We start from the raw sequence: 19,900 nt of genomic DNA, 5'->3' as shown, positions 1-19,900 counted from the left end.
AAGGATAAATTAAGGATTTTTCCTATCGAAATGGTTGTATTCTTTTCCAATGCCAAAGAGGTTTAGTATAATTAATACAGATGGCTTCCCTTTTTCCGATTGGTGGCCAGACCATAGGGTAATTACATCATGAAATCATTGATGAATCAAAGGAGGAATTTCGGACCATGAAACACGTGCAGGACACAACGACACTCTACAATGGAGTCAAAATGCCTTGGCTGGGTTTTGGCGTATTTAAGGTTAAGGACGGAGAAGAAGTGGTTGAAGCCGTCAAAACGGCGATTCAGGCCGGTTACCGCAGCATCGATACGGCCAAAGCGTATAACAACGAAACGGGTGTAGCCCAGGGTATTCGTGAATCCGGAATCGCCCGCGAGGATCTGTTCATTACCACCAAGGTATGGAACGGGGATCAAGGTTATGAATCCACTTTGGCAGCCTTCGAAGCCAGTATGGAACGACTCGAACTGGAATATCTGGATCTCTACCTCATTCACTGGCCTGTTAAAGGAAAGTATAAAGATACCTGGAGAGCACTGGAGAAGCTACACAAGGAAGGACGCATCCGTGCGATTGGTGTAAGCAACTTCCAGATTCATCACTTGGAAGACCTGATGACCGATGCCACCATTAAGCCTGCTGTGAATCAGGTGGAACTCCACCCGCTCCTGATTCAAACGGAACTTCGGGAGTATTGCAGCAAACATCAGATTCAGATTGAAGCCTGGTCTCCACTTGGTCAGGGACATCTCCTGGAACATCCGCTGCTTCAGGACATTGCTGCCAAGTACGGCAAGTCACCTGCACAGGTTATCCTGCGTTGGGATCTGCAAAATGGCATTGTGACCATACCGAAATCCGTTACACCACAGCGTATTCGCGATAATGCAGACCTCTATGACTTTGAGTTGACAACTGAAGAAGTCGAGCACATTAATCAACTGAACGAGAACAAACGCTTCGGTTCTGATCCGGATAACTTTAACTTTTAACATATCATCAGGATTTCAACCCTCAAAAAAATCCCGCTCCGGATGCAGACGCATCAGGATCGGGATTTTGCTTGTTCATTCATGGTTATATTAGCCCTTGGAAACCAGTTTGAAATCATCAAAATGGAAGCCTGGCGCTACAACGCACGTTACCAGCACAGGCTCATCACCCAGTGGACGTGCCGTTTGCCATACGCCGGCTGGAACGAGCACCTGCGGTGATTGCCCCGCTTCGATATCCATACCCAATACGAGCACTTCTTCATTTTCCGGGTTTTCCCCGTTGCCGCCCAATTTCAGTTCAACCGGACTGCCGCTATGCCACAACCAGAGCTCATCGGACAAAACGGTATGCCATTCCGAGACTTCATGCGAGTGCAGCAGGAAATACGTCGAACTTGCCGAGAATCGAGGGCCCGAGTATGTATCCGGCAGTACGGACTGTGGGATTTGATACGATGCCTTCCATTCTTCCTTATACCAACCGCCTTCAACGTGGGGCTGCATATTCAGTGCAGCAACCAATGGCGATAATTCATGTGTCGTCATAACCTGTTTCCTTCCTTCCAAATTGTATTGGAGGTACTCGATATCCAGAGTGTAGCCTCACTATTCCTACTGTAAAACATGAATAGACTTTTGTCACCTTTCCAGGCTACACAAGCCCAACCACTTTCACCGGCCCAGTGTTCCATTGATTCAGGTTGACCTGAGCTCTCACCCATATGATAGCGTTTACAACAAACTGGATTTTCCGTTATGATGTGGATATAACCGTAAATCAGCTGGCGCAGAGAGGAGCCGTGTTATGAGTGTTATAGAGGATCGGATTGGACCCAAATATCGAATTGGCGAGAGTTCATTCACCATTGAATATATGAGCAGACATGATGGAAACGCCATGCCACAGCCTCACGCCCATCCTTTTTACGAACTGTACTATCTCCTTGAAGGAGAACGCGTTTATTCCATGAATGGCCAGCTTCTTACCGCCTGCAAAGGCGATCTGATCCTGATCAATCCCCATGATATACATACTACGTCCAAAGGAACCACGCCCGGATTCGAGCGGATTCTGATTGGGTTCTCACCTGCTTTTGCCACCGGGATGGAGCTCGGCCTATGCGGTCTGCTGCCCTTTGCTTGTTCAAGGATGCTGCATTTCCCCGAAGCGGACCAGCCCGAAATGGAACGAATGCTGTGGCAAATGCTGCAAGAGTGCAAGGAACGCAAGCTTCATTATGAAATCGCAGTTAGAAGCCTGCTTGCCCAGGTCCTGATTAACATCCACCGGGTTGAAGAGAATACCCGTCAGTCCTCTCCGGGTCCGATTCATCCGATGCAGGATAAGATCAGTGAAATCGCCGCATATGTGAATAATCATTATAGTGACCCCCTTACGTTAGAAGAGGCTGCAGCGCGCTTTTACATCAGTCCATCGTATTTGAGCCGGATGTTCAGCCGTTTTACCGGATTCCGGTTTAGCGAATATTTGCGTGTTGTACGGGTTCGTGAAGCACAGAGACGTTTACTTTCGACTCAGGAGCGGGTGCAATTGATTGCGGAAAAGGTAGGATTCGAGCACACGGCTCATTTTAATAAAACGTTTAAACAGGTGACCGGAACGACACCGCTCCGGTATCGCAAAGAACAAGGTGTTCACTCCTAGAAAGCCAAACGCCAAACGAGTTCCGCCTCCTTCTGAGGCGGACGATTCAACATAAAAAGCGTACCATGGGTCATGAAATGGCCCTGTGGCACGCTCCTTGTAACATGGACATTAGAGATTGTATACGTGATGAAGAACGACAAGCGCTCTCCGTTTCAGCCAAACGGCTTTTTTTATCGGCGAATGATTACACCACTTCGTACTTCAGGACCGACGGAGATCTGTCGCCCCTCTTCATCAGCATCACCCTCCCGGCAAACAATACCTGCTGATTCATGTCCAGTCACCGTCAGAAGCCGTCCATCCGGGCCTGCCCCCTCAATAACTTCCACTTCTGCCCCTTTGCACTGGTGCAGATGAATCAGTGAACCCTCAGTAATATGCGCGTGCAGTTCGGCAATCCGCAGATGTTTCGCATGCGCGCACTGCACCCCTTTTCGTGCACTTACTTTGTACCCTTCAATCACCAGACCGTCCAAAGGCATTTCCGGCAGCCCGCTCACCAACAACGCCGTCTCCGCCCCCGCACAGACTACATCCGAGATTCGAATATCCCGAAACACCGGGGTCTCTTCGCTAATTTCCTGGGACAGATCGCTGCCGCGAGCCGAGCCTTCCTGATTCGCATAGAAAAAGGAAAAAGAGATGGCTTCCATAATGATATCTTTCATATAGATGCGCTCCACCTGAATATCTTCAACCACCCCGCCGCGCCCACGCGCGCTTTTAAAGCGGAGCCCAATATCCGTTCCGATAAACGTACAATCCGAGACCCGCACATGCCGCACGCCGCCGGACATTTCACTGCCAATGACAAAACCCCCATGACCGTGATACACCGTGCAGTTCCGAATTGTGATGTATTCGGATGGCAGACCGAGTTCCCGCCCCTCCGAATCTTTGCCGGATTTCAGACAGATTGCATCATCACCTACATCGAATACACTGTTTTCCACCGCAACATGTCTGCAGGAGTCAATGTCCAGTCCATCCCCATTCTGGGAGAACCACGGATTCCTCACACTCACATTACGAATCGTGACATGCTCCGATGCCCATGGATGCAGATTCCATGCAGGTGAGTTCTGGAACGTTGGGCCGTCCAGCAGCACCCGTTTACATTGACGCAAGCTAACCATGTTAGGACGCAAAAAGTCTCTGGCTCCCTCGTAAGATGCCACATCACGCACTTGCTCCGAATGCAGACGACTCACAATCGCGCCACCTTCAAGGGCCGAAGTCGAAGGCCACCAGATCGCATCATCTCCGCCCGCCTGCTCTACCACACCACCGGATGAAACCAACTGGTTCCACTGCGAAGAAGTCATCTTGGAACGCTTCACCGGGCGCCAGGCCTCGCCACCACCATCCCAAGTGCCCTCGCCCGTAATCGCAATATCCTCCAGGTGTTCACCATCAATGGGCGACTGACACCGTACGGCCTGCCAACCTTCGAAGCTGGAAGCAATCAGGGGATACTGATCAAAATTACGACTGAACGTAACCAGAGCACCTGTCTGAACATGAAGTTCAATTCGACTTCGGAGGACAATCGGACCCGTCAGCCAGATCCCCGCAGGGATAACAACCCGACCGCCGCCGGCTTCTGCGCAAGTCGCTATGGCCAGACGAAACATCTCGGTATTATCTGTAACACCGTCCCCTACAGCTCCAAAATCCGTAATCTGAAATTCCCGGGCCGGAATATCCGGTAAAGTGACCTCATAACCTTGCACATCGGATTCAATACCTTGACCTTTACGAAGTGGGGAGTAATATGTATTCATCGTTCAGAACATCCTCTCTGCTTGTAATGGGATCGGACTCTTATCACTATTGCATAACATTCTTTCGATGAAATGGCATCTCGCTCCATCATATCAATGTCCCAAGGTAGCCAGGTTGATCTTTTTTGCCAATTGCGATTAGAACTTCATGTTATTTGTTTTTATGATCAGAGTCATAAATTGAATATCTCTTCCAGTATACTCTATACATCTATTCCAATGGTTGTAAAACCACTAGGAGAATCGATTCATTTTTCTGTCAGGATTCGTCACAAATAGTTTAATAATATGACAGATATATAACATTATTTTGGGCTATAGCCCTATAAAACCTATTACTTATGTCATGTTTTATAACAAACCAATTGCCTTTGGCAGGATGAGTATGTATGATTAAATAACTAGTTTCAATTTATTCCTTAATATTCCTTCTCAAACAAACGTGGCAGAAAGGATGGGGTGTACTCTTGATTGAATTTAGGGGTGTCCAGAAGCATTTTGGTCATTTTCATGTCCTCAAAGATATTCATCTTCACATTGAAGAAGGAGAGGTCGTTGTGATTATCGGCCCTTCCGGCTCAGGCAAAAGTACCTTGCTCCGCTGCATCAACCGCCTGGAGACGATTACCGAAGGTGAACTTGTCGTCAGTGGTGTCCCTTTACATCAGAAAAAGGTGGACATCAACCTCTTCCGCCGAGACATTGGCATGGTATTTCAACACTTCAATCTCTATCCTCACAAAAAAGTCATCGACAACATTACCCTTGCACCTGTGAAGGTGCGCAAACAACCCAAAGCACAGGCGGCTTCAACGGCGATGAAATATCTGACCCGCGTAGGCATTGCCGACAAAGCAGACAGCTATCCTTCCCAGTTGTCCGGTGGACAACAGCAGCGTGTAGCCATCGCAAGAGGTCTCGCCATGGAGCCCAAAATCATGCTTTTTGACGAACCCACCTCCGCGCTGGACCCCGAAATGATCGGGGAAGTGCTGGATGTCATGCGATCTCTGGCCCATAACGGGATGACGATGGTTGTCGTAACACATGAGATGGGATTTGCCCGCGAGGTCGCAGACCGGGTCATCTTTATGGATGAAGGCCGGATTGTGGAAGAAGCCGCCGCCGCTGAATTTTTCGACAATCCGAAAGAAGAACGGGCCAAGCAATTCCTGAGTCGTCTGATTCACCACTGAAATTCACCACTGAAATTCACAACATCCATACCATAATCCATTTCGAAAAGGGGTCTTTATCCAATGAAGAATAGGTTGAAGTGGTCGTCGTTTATGCTCGTATTGATTCTATCCCTTGTCTTGTCCGGCTGTAGTACCGGAGAGGAAAGCAGCAATAGCGGCGGTTCAGGCGGGGATGCCGAGGCCAAAGGGACGATTGAACAGATTAAAGAGCGCGGCAAGCTCATTGCCGGCGTGAAATATGATACGAAATTGTTCGGTCTGAAAGACCCGGCAAGCGGCGAAGTCGAAGGCTTCGATATTGATATTGCCAAAGCACTCGCCAAGCAGATCCTCGGGGACGAAACCAAGCTGGAACTGAAAGAAGTGACATCCAAAACGCGCATTCCGATGCTGCAAAATGGTGACATTGACATCATCATCGCCACGATGACGATTACGGACGAACGCAAAGAGCAAGTGGACTTCAGCGATGTTTACTTTGAAGCCGGGCAATCCCTTCTTGTGAAAAATGACAGCACCATTACCGGTCTGGATAGTCTGGGCGGCGTGAAAGTGCTGGCCGTCAAAGGCTCCACTTCGGCTCAAAATATTCGCGAGAAAGCCCCGGATGCCGAGGTGCTTGAATACGACAATTACCAAGATGCCTTCACAGCTCTCAAAGCGGGTAAAGGCGAGGCACTGACGACCGATAACATCATCCTGATCGGCATGCAGCAGACGGATAACAACTACAAGCTGGTTGGTGGCAATTTCACGAGCGAGCCTTACGGCATGGCGATTCGCAAAGGCGACACTGCCTTCGTAGAAGAGGTAAACAGCCTGCTCAAAAGCATGAAGGATAGCGGCGAATATGATACGTTGCACGAGAAATGGCTGGGCAGCAAGCCCGAGTAACCTCGATTACTGATGGTCAAGCGGCGACTGCGCCTGTGGTATGCGTTGCATGGGCAGGACGTAATCGCCGTTTCTACATCTGGAGAACGGAGGCTTCGCCTATATGGGCAAATTGGACTTCAGTATACTGATCAAACACTCGGATCGATTCCTGGAAGGCTTCCTCAATACCATCCAGGTGAGCATTATGGCCTTGATCGGCAGCTTTATTCTTGGTGCAATCATGGCCATCTTTCGAATCTCGCCTATCAAGCCGCTCAACTGGATCGGCACGGCTTTTGTCGAGTTTATCCGCAACATCCCCTTGCTGCTCGTCGTGTTTTTCTTCTATCTCGGACTGCCTGCACTCGGCATCTCACTGGATGGATTCATCTCCGGCACACTCGGTTTGACCATCTATACGGCAGCATTTATTGCCGAAGCGATCCGGGCGGGTATTCAGACGGTCCCTCGCGGGCAGCTAGAGGCCGCAAGATCTTCCGGTTTGTCCTATGTACAGGCCATGAACCTGATCATTCTTCCGCAGGCGATCAAAATTGTATTGCCGTCCATCGGCAACCAGTTTATCAATTTGGTCAAAAACTCATCCATCCTGGCGGTCGTGGCAGGCATGGATCTGATGTATTTTGCCGATCTGATCAACTCGGATACGTTCCTGCCGCTGAGCGTCTACACCATTGTTGCGCTGTTCTATCTGGTGTTGACCTTGCCGCTCAGCTTCCTGGTTCACTATATGGAGCGAAGGTTTGGACAAAGTGATGCCGACGCAGGTAGAGCCAAAGGCAAACCGAAAAAGACCAAACCCACAGGTCAGGTCACGATGTAACATTTGAGCTATATTCTCTCTGTGTTCAGCACACCATTTCAAGGTGCACCTCTACTCTACTATGCTATGCAACCGAGGTTCTATCTTCTACATTTTCCTGTCCGCACACAGAAGGAGGCTGATGAATTATGGACTTTAGCGGGGCCTATGCCTGGCCCAACCTTCGTTTCCTGCTGCACGGTTTCCTGATTACCCTGCAAGTCGCAGGGTTGTCGATTGTATTCAGTTTTGTACTCGGCACAGTGCTCGGTACCATTCGGTACACACGAATTCCGGTCTTGTCACAGATTGTGGCCGTCATCGTGGATACGATCCGGAATCTGCCGCTGCTGCTGATCATTTTCTTCATTCATATGGTGTTGCCTCAGCTTGGGATCAAAATGTCGGTCTTCTGGTCCACCGTCGTTGGACTGAGCCTGTTCGAAGGCGCCATGATCGCAGAGATTGTCCGCAGCGGACTCAAATCGATTGAGCGCGGTCAGATAGAGGCCGCCCGTTCCTCCGGTCTGAGTTACATGCAGACATTGGGCGGCATTATTATGCCCCAAGCTTTACGGCGCATGTCGCCGCCGATGGTGAGCCAGTTCATCTCGCTGCTCAAGGATACGTCGCTGGCGATTATTATCTCTCTGCCGGAGTTAATGCACAATGTGCAGATTCTCGGTGGTCAAAGCTTCGATTATGTCATCCCTGCCCTGCTGCTCGCAGCCGTATTGTACTTCGTCATCAACTACACGCTGTCCATTGTGGCACGGCGACTTGAAGCGCGGATGAATTGAGGTAGACCGAGAGGGCATGGCGAAGAAACACGAGCTAACCAAGCGCGGAAAAACGGGGAAACAGGGTATCTCTCCAGATAACTGAAATGAAGCACCCTGGTTGATTAACAAAACCTCCCACACACTACAAAAGACTCCATAATCCACGTATGCAGTGGGTTGTGGAGTTTTTTGTTCCTATCGTTTGTGCCTATCTAAAGAACCCAAGGAACCTTATTTGGCCCTTTTCGAAACCATTTCCAACCTAACGAATCGTAGACGTCTTATTTCCCCGATTTTTCCTCTCTCACCAGCTATTTTATCCGTTTTCAGCGAAATAACTTCACTGAGGTTCGTTACATTTTACATTTTAGTTTAAATGCCCGAATAAGACGTCTCAGGTTCGTTAGAATTTCACATCTCTCCCCGATTGGCTAGCCACTCAGTTCACCCCTCAAATCGCCACTCCGTTGCGACGTAATTCCGCCTGTAGCAGCGCGATCGGCAGCTCCAACGGGTCAAGGCTCATCTTCATAGCTAAAGCAGCGGCTGTCCCCGCTGCCTCTCCCGTAGCCATACAGCTTGGAGTCAGCCTTGTCGTTGCATGCGCCTCATGTGTGGTGGAGATGCAGCGTCCTGCCGCCAGCAGATTGCGGATATTGAGGGAAATCAGAGAGCGGTAAGGAATATCATACGCTCCGTCTCCTTCGATAAAGGCCGCTACGACACCTTGACCCGAGGGATCATGAATATCAATCGGATAACCGCTTCTGGCAATTACATCGCCGAACTTCCGCCCTGCAACCACATCCGCCTGGGTCAACGCATAATGCCCGATGATTCGCCTGGATTCCCGGATACCGATCTGCGGTGCTACCGCTGAGATCGAAGCCCGTTCGAATCCAGGAACGTCGCGCTGCAAAAACTCAGCGATCATCAGCACCTGCTTCCTGCCTTCCTGTTCGGCAGAGGTCAGATCCTCTGCATCCGTAGCATCGAGCCCCTGCACCCGGGTACAGTTAATCAATACTTCATCTTCAGCCGGTCCGGTAAAAAACAATACCTGATCGCGGTTAATCGGCACACCCGCTTTTTTCCACTGGGAATAGAAACCGCTCACCCCGGTTAACGGAATACTGTTCAGCTCGGAGAAAGGCGTCTTGGCATAGAAATCTTCCGGGTGCTCCTGCATATATCGCTTCACTCGTCCAAGGTCCACACCACGCATTCTGAATTTCATGGTCATCGGCTGTGACTGGTGATCGCCATCTCGCCCCTTTGCAACAGAAGCGCCCGCAAGATAAGCCGCATCCGCATCACCGCTGGCATCCACGAAAATGTCCGCATTGAGCTCCATTCGGCCAGACTTGTTCGTCAGACGTACCGCCTCTACCCGATCATCCTCCATAACCACTTCATCCACGAAGCTGTGCAATAACAACCGGACACCGGCCTCCTGCAGCATCTCCGCCGCAACCACTTGATAGATCGCCGGATGGTAAGGCGTAACGGTATGCACAAATCCAACCGTATCACGAAGATGCCCCGGAGAGCCGCCACGCGCCTTCAGTCGGTCAACGATTTCCTGGGCGATCCCCCGAATCACCTGCTCACCACTCTCCGTATGGAAGGTCATCCAGGGGTAGACCATGGCGGCAGTCGACATTCCACCAACGAACCCGTACCGTTCCACCAGTACTACTCGAACACCTTGTCGTCCAGCAGCGATGGCTGCCGCTATGCCCGCCGGACCCCCTCCCACAATAACCACATCCGCTTCTTCCTTTTTCAACCTCAACCTTATCCGTTCACTCAAGTTATCACTCCTTCACTTCTATTGCACGGACTACTCTTTCAGTCCTGTCATGGCAACTCCCTCAATGAAGCGCCGTTGTGCCAGGAAAAAGACAATCAGCAGCGGCAGGGTCGCCATGACGGTGGCACTCATCAGATATTGCCAGGCTGTGCCCACTTCATCCGTGAACAGGGATAACCCCAGCGGCAGCGTCATCAGTTCTCGCGAATTAATGAAAATCAACGGATCGAAAAACTCATTCCAGATCGTCACAAAAGTAAAGATCGTCAGCGTAGCCATACCGGGCTTGGCAATCGGGAGCATAATTCGCGCATAGATCCGGAATCGGTTGCAGCCGTCAATCATCGCCGCTTCTTCCAGCTCAGTGGGTACCGTAATGAAGAACTGCCTCATTACAAAGATGCCAAACACGCCGCCCGCCCCAAAGATCGGCAGTAAAATCAGCGGGAGATGAGTATCAATCCATCCCAATTGCCGCATGAACAGAAACATCGGAATCGCCGTTACTTCATGAGGAATCATCATCGCACTCAGCAGGATGAGAAATACCACATTGCGTCCCCTAAACGGAATTTTGGCAAATGCGTACCCGGCGAGAGATGCAAAGAATACCGTACCCAGCACAACCACAGCAGCAATATATACACTGTTAAAATAAAAACGATGAAACGGGATCAATCGAAAAACATCGATGTAGTTCTGAAATCGGAACGATTCCGGTATCCACTGCGGTGGATAGGTGAATATGCTCTGAGGCTCCTTGAATGACGTCGATAACATCCAGATAAATGGAACAATCATGATCAGCGAGATCAGTGTCAGCAGCAAATACGTCCCAAGGGCACTCCCTGCCTTGCGAATCGAAGGATTAGGCATCGCCTTCATTGAATACCCACCTCTTTCGGAGCTGCCATTGCAGCAGCGTCAGAATTAGCACGATAAAGAACAGCACATACGCAAGCGAAGAGGCGTAGCCGAACTGAAATAATTTGAATGCTTTTTCCCAGATATAATAGACCAATACTTTCGTGCTGTTACTCGGCCCTCCCTGTGTCATGACGTAGATCTGCCCAAACACCTTGAGCGAGCCAATCACGGTCATCACCATGGTTAGAAAGACCGTTGGTGTAATCATGGGCAGCGTAACATGAAAGAAAGTTCCCCTTCTGTCCGCGCCGTCCAGTGTTGCCGCTTCGTACAGTGAACGCGGTACCTGCTGAATCGCTGCAATGAACAGCACCATGTTCAGACCTACATTTTTCAGTACACTCGTCACAATAACCGCAGGCATCGCCAGATCCTGATTGTAGAGCCAGGCCGGACCTTTGATGCCTAGCATCAACAGAAGCTGATTGATCAGCCCCGACTCTGTGGCATACATCAGCTTCCATACGATGGACCATACAATCAGCGAGGTCATGACCGGAACGAAGATGGCTGTTCGGAAAATTCCGATGCCACGCAGGCTTCGGGATAATAGCAGCGCGAGCAGCAGAGCGAGTACAATATTAAGCGGTACGAGCCCCGCAGTGAAATAGATCGTATTGGCGAGCACTTTCCAGAACATGGCGTCTGTCATTACATTCCGGTAATTCTCCAGTCCAATAAAATGATGATCCCCCAGCAGCGGCCAATCAGTCAGGCTCATGTATAACGCCAAACCCATGGGAAACAGCAGCAGCAGGGTAAATCCGAGCACCATCGGTGATACGAACAGCCATCCCGCGATCTGGGCCTCTCTGGCGAGCGGCCCTCTTCCTGTACGCTTGCGTGAATGGGTCACAATCAGGCCCTCCCCCTTTATCAAATTTCTCCCAAGAAGCGAATATTTCCACGCCACTCTGATGACAGAATAACCTTCCGAGCTGGTATCCCCAGATTTTTTGGATTCAATTTTATAAAAAAAGAAAATCCGGGGGCAGCATATGCTTCCGATGCAGCTTTCTTACAGAAAGCTTTTAGGTGAACCTTTGTTACTTCAGATTATTTCTATTTCTGATTTCTATTTCTGGCCTCTACATTCTCTTGTACATGTTTAGTTCAACGTATATGGTCCGATTGGTTCAGACTGTCCATCGCATTACGGAAGCCATTAACCGCCCTACGAAGCTGTTCTTCCGTATTGCCTGTTACGACCGCTCCAAGCATAATTGCCTTGACCCCGGTATGGTGCAGCACCTGCACATCCTCCGGCACCAGCTTTCGCTGGGAAGGAACCAATACCGGAATCTGCGCCTGCAAGACCAGACGGCGATACTTGAGCACATCCGCAAAGCTTAGCGGTGTACCGTATTCTTTTCCGGGCACAATGGATGCCTCCAGGGCGGTGAAGCCATAGTGTGCCGCGTATGTTACAAGGGAAGCATCATATTCGTCATTGATCGCAAACGTTGGGTCCAGCCCCAGGTCATCCAGCATGAAGGACGGAAGGTGATGTGCATAGATCGAATAGAAGTCAAAACCCAACCCCGCAAGGCGCTCCACCTCCTCCCGCCTTGCTCCATCAATACTGCCGGACGGCACGACCCCAAGCGGGCCGCCAAACTCGCTACGGATCGCCTGAAAAACTTCGGCATAGTTGTCCAGTGGACCAAAATGATTCCCGCTGGCGCGATGACCGACATTATAATGCACCTTCAGTGCATCAGCGCCCTCTTCGATTGCTGCCCTGGCCATAGATAGGTCGTTCTCGGGTAGGCTGACCACAAGTGACAGAGATTTCTGATCAAGCAATTCCTTGAATTTGCCCATCATGCTCACCTCCTGTTTCTATATAATTATTTATTGCTGCAGCACGCTTTGGATCTCTTCCTGCATTTGCTTCAGATTATCCTCGGGTGTCGCTGAACGGGCGAACAGGCGGTCAAACCCCTGCAACACCGCATTATCGATATCCTGCCAACGGATATGGCCGGGAATCAAGCGCGCTTTCGGCATTTCATTAATCACCGCCTGTACTATATGCTCCTTGCTCGGATTATTCGGCTGATTAATGAACGCATCAGAGTTCAGCACAGAAGTACGCGGAGGCACGAAGTAGGTGGCCGTCGCCTGAATGCCCTGCTCACTGGCAAAATACTTCAACAGCTTCTTGGTTTCCTCCGGATGTTTGCTGTCGTTGAACATGGCATATCCAGCCTGACCAAGCATTGGTACGCTGCCCTGTGAACCGGAAGGCATGGGAGCAATGCTCCATTCAAAATCCGTAATCTCCCTTGCTTTGGAGACATAGCTGTAGTTATCGAAGAACATGCCCACATTGCCTGCATCGAAGCTGACCTGCTCGCCCGCTTTCGGGTGTGATTCATCGGTGAACATCATGCGCTCCAGCAGTTCAAAGGTCTGTACGCCATAGGCATCATTCCAGGTAAACTTCGTCATGCCTTCATCGAATGGGCCGCTGCCATTGGACCAGGAATACGAGGAGAGCACAGCCCAGGTCTTCCAGTCTCGAAAGAAGTTGGCGCCATAGATTCGGTTGGCAGCCTCCTTGCTGGTAATCACCTTGGCGGACTCCTCGAACTGTTCCCATGTCCATTTCCCTTGAGCGGCGAGCGTATTGGGATCAGTCAGGCCGGCTTTGTCGAACAGCGTTTTATTGTAGAACATGACCACCGGAGGGGTGGAAAAAGGCAGCCCCAGCAGCTGATCCCCATCACGGAACAAATCCAATGTACTTGGTATATAATCATCCAGCTTGAACTGTGCATCATCCTTGAACTCGGATACATCGGCCAGGATGTGATTGGATTTGAATTGTGGTATCATCCGCTCCGATACCCAGGCGATATCCGGGAGAGAGCCGCCAGCGGCAAGCACAGAAATTTTTTGCTGGTATTCCGCAAACGGCACGGATTCCATCGTCACCTTGATGCCTGGATTTTCCTGTGTGAAGCCGTCGATCAGCTTGTTGTATACATCCATATGTGCCTGATTGCCCCATATCATGAATTTCAGCTCCACCTCACCGTTCTCCGCGGCTGCATGCTCAGGATCACTGCTGGTATTGGAGCTTGTGCACCCGATTAAAGCCAAAATCATGAGTACGAGCATAAACATCAGAACTGCTTTTTTCATGAAAATCCCCCCTTAAGGACTTAGTGGTATACATGTGCAACCAAAGTATAACGAAGGCATCAGCCGTCCATAAATCACGTCAATTACAGAAATGGTATGGTTTTTCAAGAAATGCTGAAACGATCTCGATATTCTCCTGCTGTCCATCCCACCTGCTGCTTGAATACCAGCATGAAGTGCTTGGGACTCTGATGCCCGGATAACCTTGCAACATCATAGATTTTGAGACCCGTGTTAATCAGCAGCCACTTGGCCCGTTCCATACGAGCCTCAGCGATATATTCGGAGTAATTGATTCCTGTTTCGTTCTTGAACAGCTGGCTTAGATAGGTTGGATTCAGATTAACCAGAGCTGCTATGGTCTGAAGTCGCAGATCCCCATCCGGATGCTGCTTGATGTGCTCCTTAACATCTCGGATAATCTTCCGCGTATCTCCTCCAGCATGCTCTGCTTTCCCGGATGACTCCGTGTTCGAAAGGGTTGAAATACCGTATCTTCGATCCAGCAGCAATTGAATTTTTTGGATGCATAATGCCAGTTCATGACGTTCAATCGGCTTCAGCAGATAGTTCAACACCCCGTATTCCATCGCACGCCGTGCATATTCAAACTCCCCGTAGCCACTAATGATGATCATCAACAGTTCAGGGTACATATCTCTCGCTTTGGATACCAAAGTCAACCCGTCCATTCCACGCATGCGAATATCCGTGATTAACACATCCGGTACTTCACATCTCAGAAAATCCAGTGCCTCGGCTCCGCTCGAAGCTTCCCCTGTTACCTGAAACTGAGGAGCCGCCTGTATAATCAGTTCTCTCAGCCCCTGACGGATGACTGTCTCATCCTCCACCAGTAATACTTTATACATGCGCTTCATTCCCCTTTCGGTTGAAGTTGAATGGATATCGTGACCGCCAGCCCCTGTCCGGGACTGCCATCGACGCTTAGGCTGGCACTTTCTCCATATATGAGGCTAAGCCTTTGAGCGATATTGTTAAGCCCCAGACTGTCCCCGGCATGGCAGCGTAATGCCTCATTGGCAGGCTGTCTGGATATGACTTCGTTTAATTCGTCCATCTCTGCCTGAGCCATCCCCTTGCCGTTGTCTCGCACACTAATCAGCAGTTCATGATCAAATTTCAAGGCAGATATCCAGATCGTTCCCCCATCCTCCTGTCCATCCATGCCATGGTAGACCGCATTCTCCACCAGCGGTTGCAGCATCAGCTTGGGAATCGAGCATTCTGTTACTTCCTCTTCAATGTCATAGATGACCTCTAGCTTGCCGTTATAACGTACCTGCTGAATCCGCACATAGGATTGTACAAAAGCCAGCTCTTCCCCAAGGGGAACCATCCGGTCCACCTTATCAATCGTGTAGCGCAGCAGCTTGCCAAGGGCCGTCACCATGTCAGACACCTCTGCATGCTTCTGGCGAACGGCCATCATGTTGATGGACTCCAATGTGTTGTATATAAAATGAGGGTTGATTTGGCTCTGTAATGCAGACAGTTCCGCCTCCCGCTCCCGAATACCCAGTAAAAACACCTCATTGAACAGGCGATGGATCTCTTCCATCATTCGGTTAAAGCCCCGGCTAATCTGTCCGAACTCATCATTGCTGAAGTGCGATACGCGCTGACTAAAATCTCCCTGCTCCACCCGGATCATATTGTGCTTCAGTCGAATTAGCGGCTTCGTTATACGATAGGATAAGAGAACCGCGAGAACTGCTACGGCTGCCATACATAGCACAGCGAATCCAAACGTAAACGTAAGCATCTCGCCCGACTCTTTTTGAATAACGGCAATAGGCGTGAGACTGATCACCGAAAGTCCAGAATAACTGGAGAGGTGTTGTACGTAGAGATAGGGATGCCCATCCAGTACAACTTTTTGGTTTTCTGCATAGCCTTGAAGCTGTCCATTCGTTAACAATAGATCGTACGCGGACAACCCTCGCGATGAAGTTCGCTCGAACAGGAGACGCTGCTTGCTATCCACAATCATCAGGCTTGCATCATGCTCAAAATTCAGATTGGACAAGAGTTGACCAAAGGCTTCAAGCCGGATGTCAATTAGAATGTAGCCCAGTCGCTGGAGTGTACCCGGATCACGAATCTCACGGGCAACCGATATATACGGCTCTTCATGACTGCCCGTGTAATAGCTGGGTTCGTGCGGAGGAATCAGACGCCATTCTCCTTCCGAGCCGTTAAGCTCTGCAAACCAATGATCCGGTCTGCTGTCCCATACCGGCTTGACCACTAACGAATCCAGATTGGAGAATAGAATGCCGCTGTTGCTGATCAGATGGATGCCACGAATCTCCTGTCGGTCATACGCTTGACCGGACGTGTAGAGCTTCATTTTCAGATAATCATCGGATCTCGCCCATGTACCCGAACCCATCGGAGCATTGTATTTGCCCAAAATGCCAAGCACCATCTGATCGTAGAGCGGCAAAAGCGACAAACGCTCGAAGTCTTTCAACAGCCGATTCAGATTGGTATTCATCTGGCGGACCATATCAATGGTGAACTGCTCCGTCTTGCGATCAATCGTCTGCGAGAAATGCAAGTAGTTCACCACTCCCTGCAAACTTAGCGGTAGCAAGGTCAACGCCAAGAACAATAGGAGCAGCTTGGTGCGTAGGTTCATGTGTCTTCCGAAATAAGCCTGTACCTTGTCCATCATTCCCGTTAATCCCTCCCTCTCCCGATCATTGTATGAGTCCCCTTCGCAGATCAATCTGGATATAACTGGGGTTCATCATATCCAGTTTTAATCATCCTTGGCTATCCTGCCAACCATGGGATTGGTACGGGATCTCAAGATTGAAACGCAGGTTTTGGGAAAACGCAAAAAAGCCGACTGTATCTCTACAGTCGACATGCCACTTCTATAGGATGAATCCGCTGACTTGATCTATCGAACCAATCTGTTGATCCAGAAAAACCGACTGCATTATGCAATCGGCTGTCTGTTCCTGAAACGGTTTTTATATTTAAAACGATTATATTCATTAATAAGCTCGTCCAGTACCATGGACTGTCGAAGGACTTGTTTGTCTTGCATGCCATGATTCTCCGCCAAACGACTCAACTCATGCCTGTTCCGTTCGATTTGGTCTCTAATCTGCTTCGGTTCTCTCATAGCATACACCCCCTCTTTTTAAAACATTTTAGGATACATTGCCAAAAAATTCATATTTTATTCCTTTGCAAAATAAAATGTTTGTTTACAGAGGAATACTTTCATAATACAGCATTTTGAATTAATCCGTGAAAATCGTCACAACTACAGCATATAGATATATTTAATTCACACTAAACTACATATCGTACTCATGAGAAAATGGAGTCCCTTTACTAAAAACTAAAGACAGAAACACATTATAAATTATGTTTCAATCGTATGCTGTATGTTACTCGCTCTCGAGCGGATTAGAATCCCTGCCACACGCACCAAAACCATCGCAGCAGTCATTAATATAAATGCAGGACCAATATTATGAAGATCCAATTGATGCTCATTTGCGTACTGGTATGCTTGCTGCGGATGATGCGTAATCCATTCCACCGGCACAATGCGTAGCAGGAATGCCGCCGCCCAGACGACCACACTGCCTATCCCCACTCGGGTATACCACTTGCCTGCCGTAGCATCGAATTCCATACGCGTTATTCCCAGCACAATCATTCCGAACAATGCCCCTACACTCACGGCCACCAACAAAAACAGCACGTTGTTGCCCGTAAAAGTCATGTCTTTAAGAAATCTGGCTGCATAATAACCCATAATAACGAAAGGCAGCAATAATCGATAATAACGTACTGGCTTTCGTCCAATTGAAGTGAATACTAAAACCGCAAACATGATAATCATCTGAACCCACATGCTCGTCGTCATACGTTTGTTCCCCCTGTAATTTGCTTGATTTAATGCTTTAAGCATAGCAAGGAGAACATCGCTCTAGCGTCCACAAACGGGTGGATAAAGAGGTCCACCTGTAGATGGATTTTAGAAGAGAATACTAGCTATAATAATTAGTATTTCTCTATTAGTCGAATATATTTATTAATTAGTTCATCCAGCACCATAGACTGCTTGAGAACCTTATTATCATGCATGCCATGCTTCTCCACCAACCGACGAAAATGTTGCCTATTCTGCTCGATTTGATCTTTGATCTACTTGATTTCTCTCACAGCATGCACCCCTTTTTCAACCTATTTTAGGGTACTTTTATCTAAAAATTCATAATGGAATGCTTTGCAAAATTTTTGTATTGTCTTTTAGAAAAGGTGTTTATGTTGAGCAAGATTAGCTCCCTGTACTTATACACTTTTAATTCTAATTCCAAAGTTTTGTGAGCTCAGGCCCTCTATTAACCTAGTGTACTGCTCGTCCTGCTGGTTCGTTACATACATTCTGAATTTCCCATATAAATCAATAGATTTAATAGACATTAGGTCATCGTTACTTGATGATGAGAGTTCCAGGCTCGTGAGTAACGTGTCAATCCCCGTTGCGTATCTTTGTTGGTTGAGCCTATACTTCGCTAACTCATAATAAAAACGTATATATCTATGATTCAACATTTGCATATTATACGTTCCTTTTAAATGCATATTCGTGTTGAATTGTTTAATATAAGGATCGAATCTATACAATGCAGAATCAATATCCAGTGAGTGTTGGTTAGCTGCCTGAACAATATTCACGAATGCTGTTAAAATCTCATGAGGATTAGCGTCAAGGTAATTCAGATAAGGTTCAATAACCTCATGGTTCCCATTCATCAAATGGTACAAATACCGATTCCCCTGTGCCCATCCTTTGAAACGTTCTATTAATTCTTGCTCTTCTTCTGTTGGATTAGAGATTTCAATAACATTCACGTAAACATCTGTATATTCCAGAGCTTTTTCATATTGCTTACGTGCCTCACAAACACTTGCCTTCAATAGATTCGCATATGCTTTGTATGTAAATATTGGGTAAAAGGCAATTCTTTCTTTATTTTTGCGTCTTCGAGATTGAAGTTCAAGTTGAAAGTCAACTTTACGTTCCAGTTCTTCGGCCAATTCATAAACCTTATCCCAATGATGTATTGTATTATAAACATTCGCCAAATCTTTAACAGCATCCAGTTGTATTTCTTCATCCAATTTCGCAACATAGGGTTCCAATTGGACCGCAGCTGCTAAATTATCGAATTTGCTCATTGTTTTATGAAGCAAAAAAATACGGTACTGGCATAACGCCAACCGTTCTGAGTGCTGATATTTCTCACTGTCTGCAACACATTCATACAAAATAAGAGCTGCTTCTTTTAATCCTCTAGCAAAAAAACTTTCAGCCACATCAAATAACTCTTCTATATAAGATCGATCGTCCGTCACATGAGTAATAACTTGTTGTATACAATCCAGCTTACCAAGTTCAGCACACCCGTATAGGTAGGGTTCCAAACGTCTCCAGTGGGGCGCAGATTCAATGAAGGATTCCACCCCGTAACTTTCATAAAAATAACCTTTCTCTAATCCCATTACAGAAGTGATCTGATTCAGTTGGTTCATAGACATTGGTCTGCTACCCTTAAGAATAGCACTTAATGTCCCAACATTAATTCCTGTAATATCGGAAAAATGCTGCAACTTGAGATTTTGTTCTCTCATATATTTCTCAATATGTGCTCTTATTGTAGGTACCAATTCCATTATCACACCTCCGCCACACAAACCACTTATATTTCAATTGGATATAATAAATGTTATTTTAATCCTGTATTTACATTGGTCAATCTATGAAAATACAAAAAAGCTTACTCTCAATACTTGAAAGTAAACCTCATTGACTCTTTAAAATA

General features: G+C 48.1%; 19 protein-coding genes. 6 read left to right on the top strand and 13 right to left on the bottom strand.

Annotation, left to right across the window (positions count from 1 at the left end; translation table 11 throughout):
- The first annotated feature begins 167 nt into the window (after positions 1 to 167).
- Positions 168 to 995, top strand: coding sequence for an aldo/keto reductase (locus ACFTRD_RS24530; RefSeq protein ID WP_192262590.1), 828 nt, complete (start codon positions 168 to 170; stop codon positions 993 to 995).
- A 90-nt stretch (positions 996 to 1,085) separates the two neighbouring features.
- Here ACFTRD_RS24530 and ACFTRD_RS24525 read toward each other — a convergent pair whose 3' ends face one another.
- Entirely contained in the window at positions 1,086 to 1,544 is a 459-nt protein-coding gene (locus ACFTRD_RS24525; protein ID WP_192262589.1) for a cupin domain-containing protein, read from the bottom strand.
- A gap of 259 nt (positions 1,545 to 1,803) precedes the next feature.
- Here ACFTRD_RS24525 and ACFTRD_RS24520 point away from each other — a divergent pair, with 259 nt between their 5' ends.
- Positions 1,804 to 2,664 carry an AraC family transcriptional regulator gene (locus tag ACFTRD_RS24520; RefSeq protein WP_379384607.1) on the top strand — a complete coding sequence of 287 codons (861 nt, stop codon included), beginning with the start codon at positions 1,804 to 1,806 and terminating at the stop codon, positions 2,662 to 2,664.
- 173 nt (positions 2,665 to 2,837) lie between these two features.
- On the opposite strand, the gene ACFTRD_RS24515 is transcribed toward ACFTRD_RS24520, so the two are convergent.
- Positions 2,838 to 4,451 carry a glycoside hydrolase family 28 protein gene (locus tag ACFTRD_RS24515; protein WP_379384605.1) on the bottom strand — a complete coding sequence of 538 codons (1,614 nt, stop codon included), beginning with the start codon at positions 4,449 to 4,451 and terminating at the stop codon, positions 2,838 to 2,840.
- 467 nt (positions 4,452 to 4,918) lie between these two features.
- Between ACFTRD_RS24515 and ACFTRD_RS24510 the strand changes: the two genes are divergently transcribed.
- The 4 genes from ACFTRD_RS24510 (at position 4,919) to ACFTRD_RS24495 (ending at position 8,149) form a co-directional block, all read left to right on the top strand.
- Positions 4,919 to 5,647, top strand: a complete 729-nt coding sequence (locus ACFTRD_RS24510; protein WP_082704083.1) for an amino acid ABC transporter ATP-binding protein — start codon at positions 4,919 to 4,921, stop codon at positions 5,645 to 5,647.
- A gap of 63 nt (positions 5,648 to 5,710) precedes the next feature.
- The gene (locus tag ACFTRD_RS24505) at positions 5,711 to 6,544 is read left to right on the top strand and encodes a transporter substrate-binding domain-containing protein (protein ID WP_379384602.1); all 834 of its coding nucleotides are present in this window, start codon (positions 5,711 to 5,713) and stop codon (positions 6,542 to 6,544) included.
- 103 nt (positions 6,545 to 6,647) lie between these two features.
- Positions 6,648 to 7,370 carry an amino acid ABC transporter permease gene (locus ACFTRD_RS24500; protein WP_192262582.1) on the top strand — a complete coding sequence of 241 codons (723 nt, stop codon included), beginning with the start codon at positions 6,648 to 6,650 and terminating at the stop codon, positions 7,368 to 7,370.
- Between the two features lie 128 nt (positions 7,371 to 7,498).
- A complete protein-coding gene (locus tag ACFTRD_RS24495) occupies positions 7,499 to 8,149 on the top strand; it encodes an amino acid ABC transporter permease (RefSeq protein WP_379384600.1) in 651 nt (216 codons plus the stop codon).
- Between the two features lie 433 nt (positions 8,150 to 8,582).
- On the opposite strand, the gene ACFTRD_RS24490 is transcribed toward ACFTRD_RS24495, so the two are convergent.
- From ACFTRD_RS24490 to ACFTRD_RS24440, 11 genes are all read right to left on the bottom strand, one after another.
- On the bottom strand, positions 8,583 to 9,944 hold the full coding sequence (locus ACFTRD_RS24490) for an FAD-dependent oxidoreductase (RefSeq protein WP_379384598.1): 1,362 nt from the start codon (positions 9,942 to 9,944) through the stop codon (positions 8,583 to 8,585).
- A 30-nt stretch (positions 9,945 to 9,974) separates the two neighbouring features.
- A complete protein-coding gene (locus tag ACFTRD_RS24485; RefSeq protein ID WP_379384596.1) occupies positions 9,975 to 10,829 on the bottom strand; it encodes a carbohydrate ABC transporter permease in 855 nt (284 codons plus the stop codon).
- The gene (locus tag ACFTRD_RS24480) at positions 10,813 to 11,727 is read right to left on the bottom strand and encodes a carbohydrate ABC transporter permease (protein ID WP_379384594.1); all 915 of its coding nucleotides are present in this window, start codon (positions 11,725 to 11,727) and stop codon (positions 10,813 to 10,815) included. Before ACFTRD_RS24480 ends, ACFTRD_RS24485 begins: the two co-directional genes overlap by 17 nt.
- Before the next feature lie 257 nt (positions 11,728 to 11,984).
- Positions 11,985 to 12,698, bottom strand: coding sequence for a hypothetical protein (locus ACFTRD_RS24475; protein WP_379384592.1), 714 nt, complete (start codon positions 12,696 to 12,698; stop codon positions 11,985 to 11,987).
- Positions 12,699 to 12,725: 27 nt separating this feature from the next.
- Entirely contained in the window at positions 12,726 to 14,021 is a 1,296-nt protein-coding gene (locus ACFTRD_RS24470) for an ABC transporter substrate-binding protein (RefSeq protein WP_379384590.1), read from the bottom strand.
- 104 nt (positions 14,022 to 14,125) lie between these two features.
- Positions 14,126 to 14,893 (bottom strand): response regulator transcription factor, encoded by a 768-nt coding sequence (locus ACFTRD_RS24465; protein ID WP_379384588.1) that lies wholly within the window; start codon positions 14,891 to 14,893, stop codon positions 14,126 to 14,128.
- Positions 14,894 to 14,898: 5 nt separating this feature from the next.
- Entirely contained in the window at positions 14,899 to 16,722 is a 1,824-nt protein-coding gene (locus tag ACFTRD_RS24460) for a cache domain-containing sensor histidine kinase (protein ID WP_379384586.1), read from the bottom strand.
- Between the two features lie 270 nt (positions 16,723 to 16,992).
- On the bottom strand, positions 16,993 to 17,181 hold the full coding sequence (locus ACFTRD_RS24455; protein WP_379384584.1) for a Spo0E family sporulation regulatory protein-aspartic acid phosphatase: 189 nt from the start codon (positions 17,179 to 17,181) through the stop codon (positions 16,993 to 16,995).
- 246 nt (positions 17,182 to 17,427) lie between these two features.
- Positions 17,428 to 17,937, bottom strand: coding sequence for a hypothetical protein (locus ACFTRD_RS24450; protein WP_379384582.1), 510 nt, complete (start codon positions 17,935 to 17,937; stop codon positions 17,428 to 17,430).
- 137 nt (positions 17,938 to 18,074) lie between these two features.
- Positions 18,075 to 18,206: an aspartyl-phosphate phosphatase Spo0E family protein gene (locus ACFTRD_RS24445; RefSeq protein WP_379385232.1), complete on the bottom strand. Its 132-nt coding sequence runs from the start codon at positions 18,204 to 18,206 to the stop codon at positions 18,075 to 18,077.
- A 159-nt stretch (positions 18,207 to 18,365) separates the two neighbouring features.
- A complete protein-coding gene (locus ACFTRD_RS24440; protein WP_379384580.1) occupies positions 18,366 to 19,751 on the bottom strand; it encodes a helix-turn-helix domain-containing protein in 1,386 nt (461 codons plus the stop codon).
- Positions 19,752 to 19,900: the final 149 nt, after the last annotated feature.

This window comes from Paenibacillus sp. NPDC056933 (assembly GCF_042674385.1).
Lineage (GTDB): Bacteria > Bacillota > Bacilli > Paenibacillales > Paenibacillaceae > Paenibacillus.
This window is presented reverse-complemented; position numbering and strand designations above follow the sequence as displayed.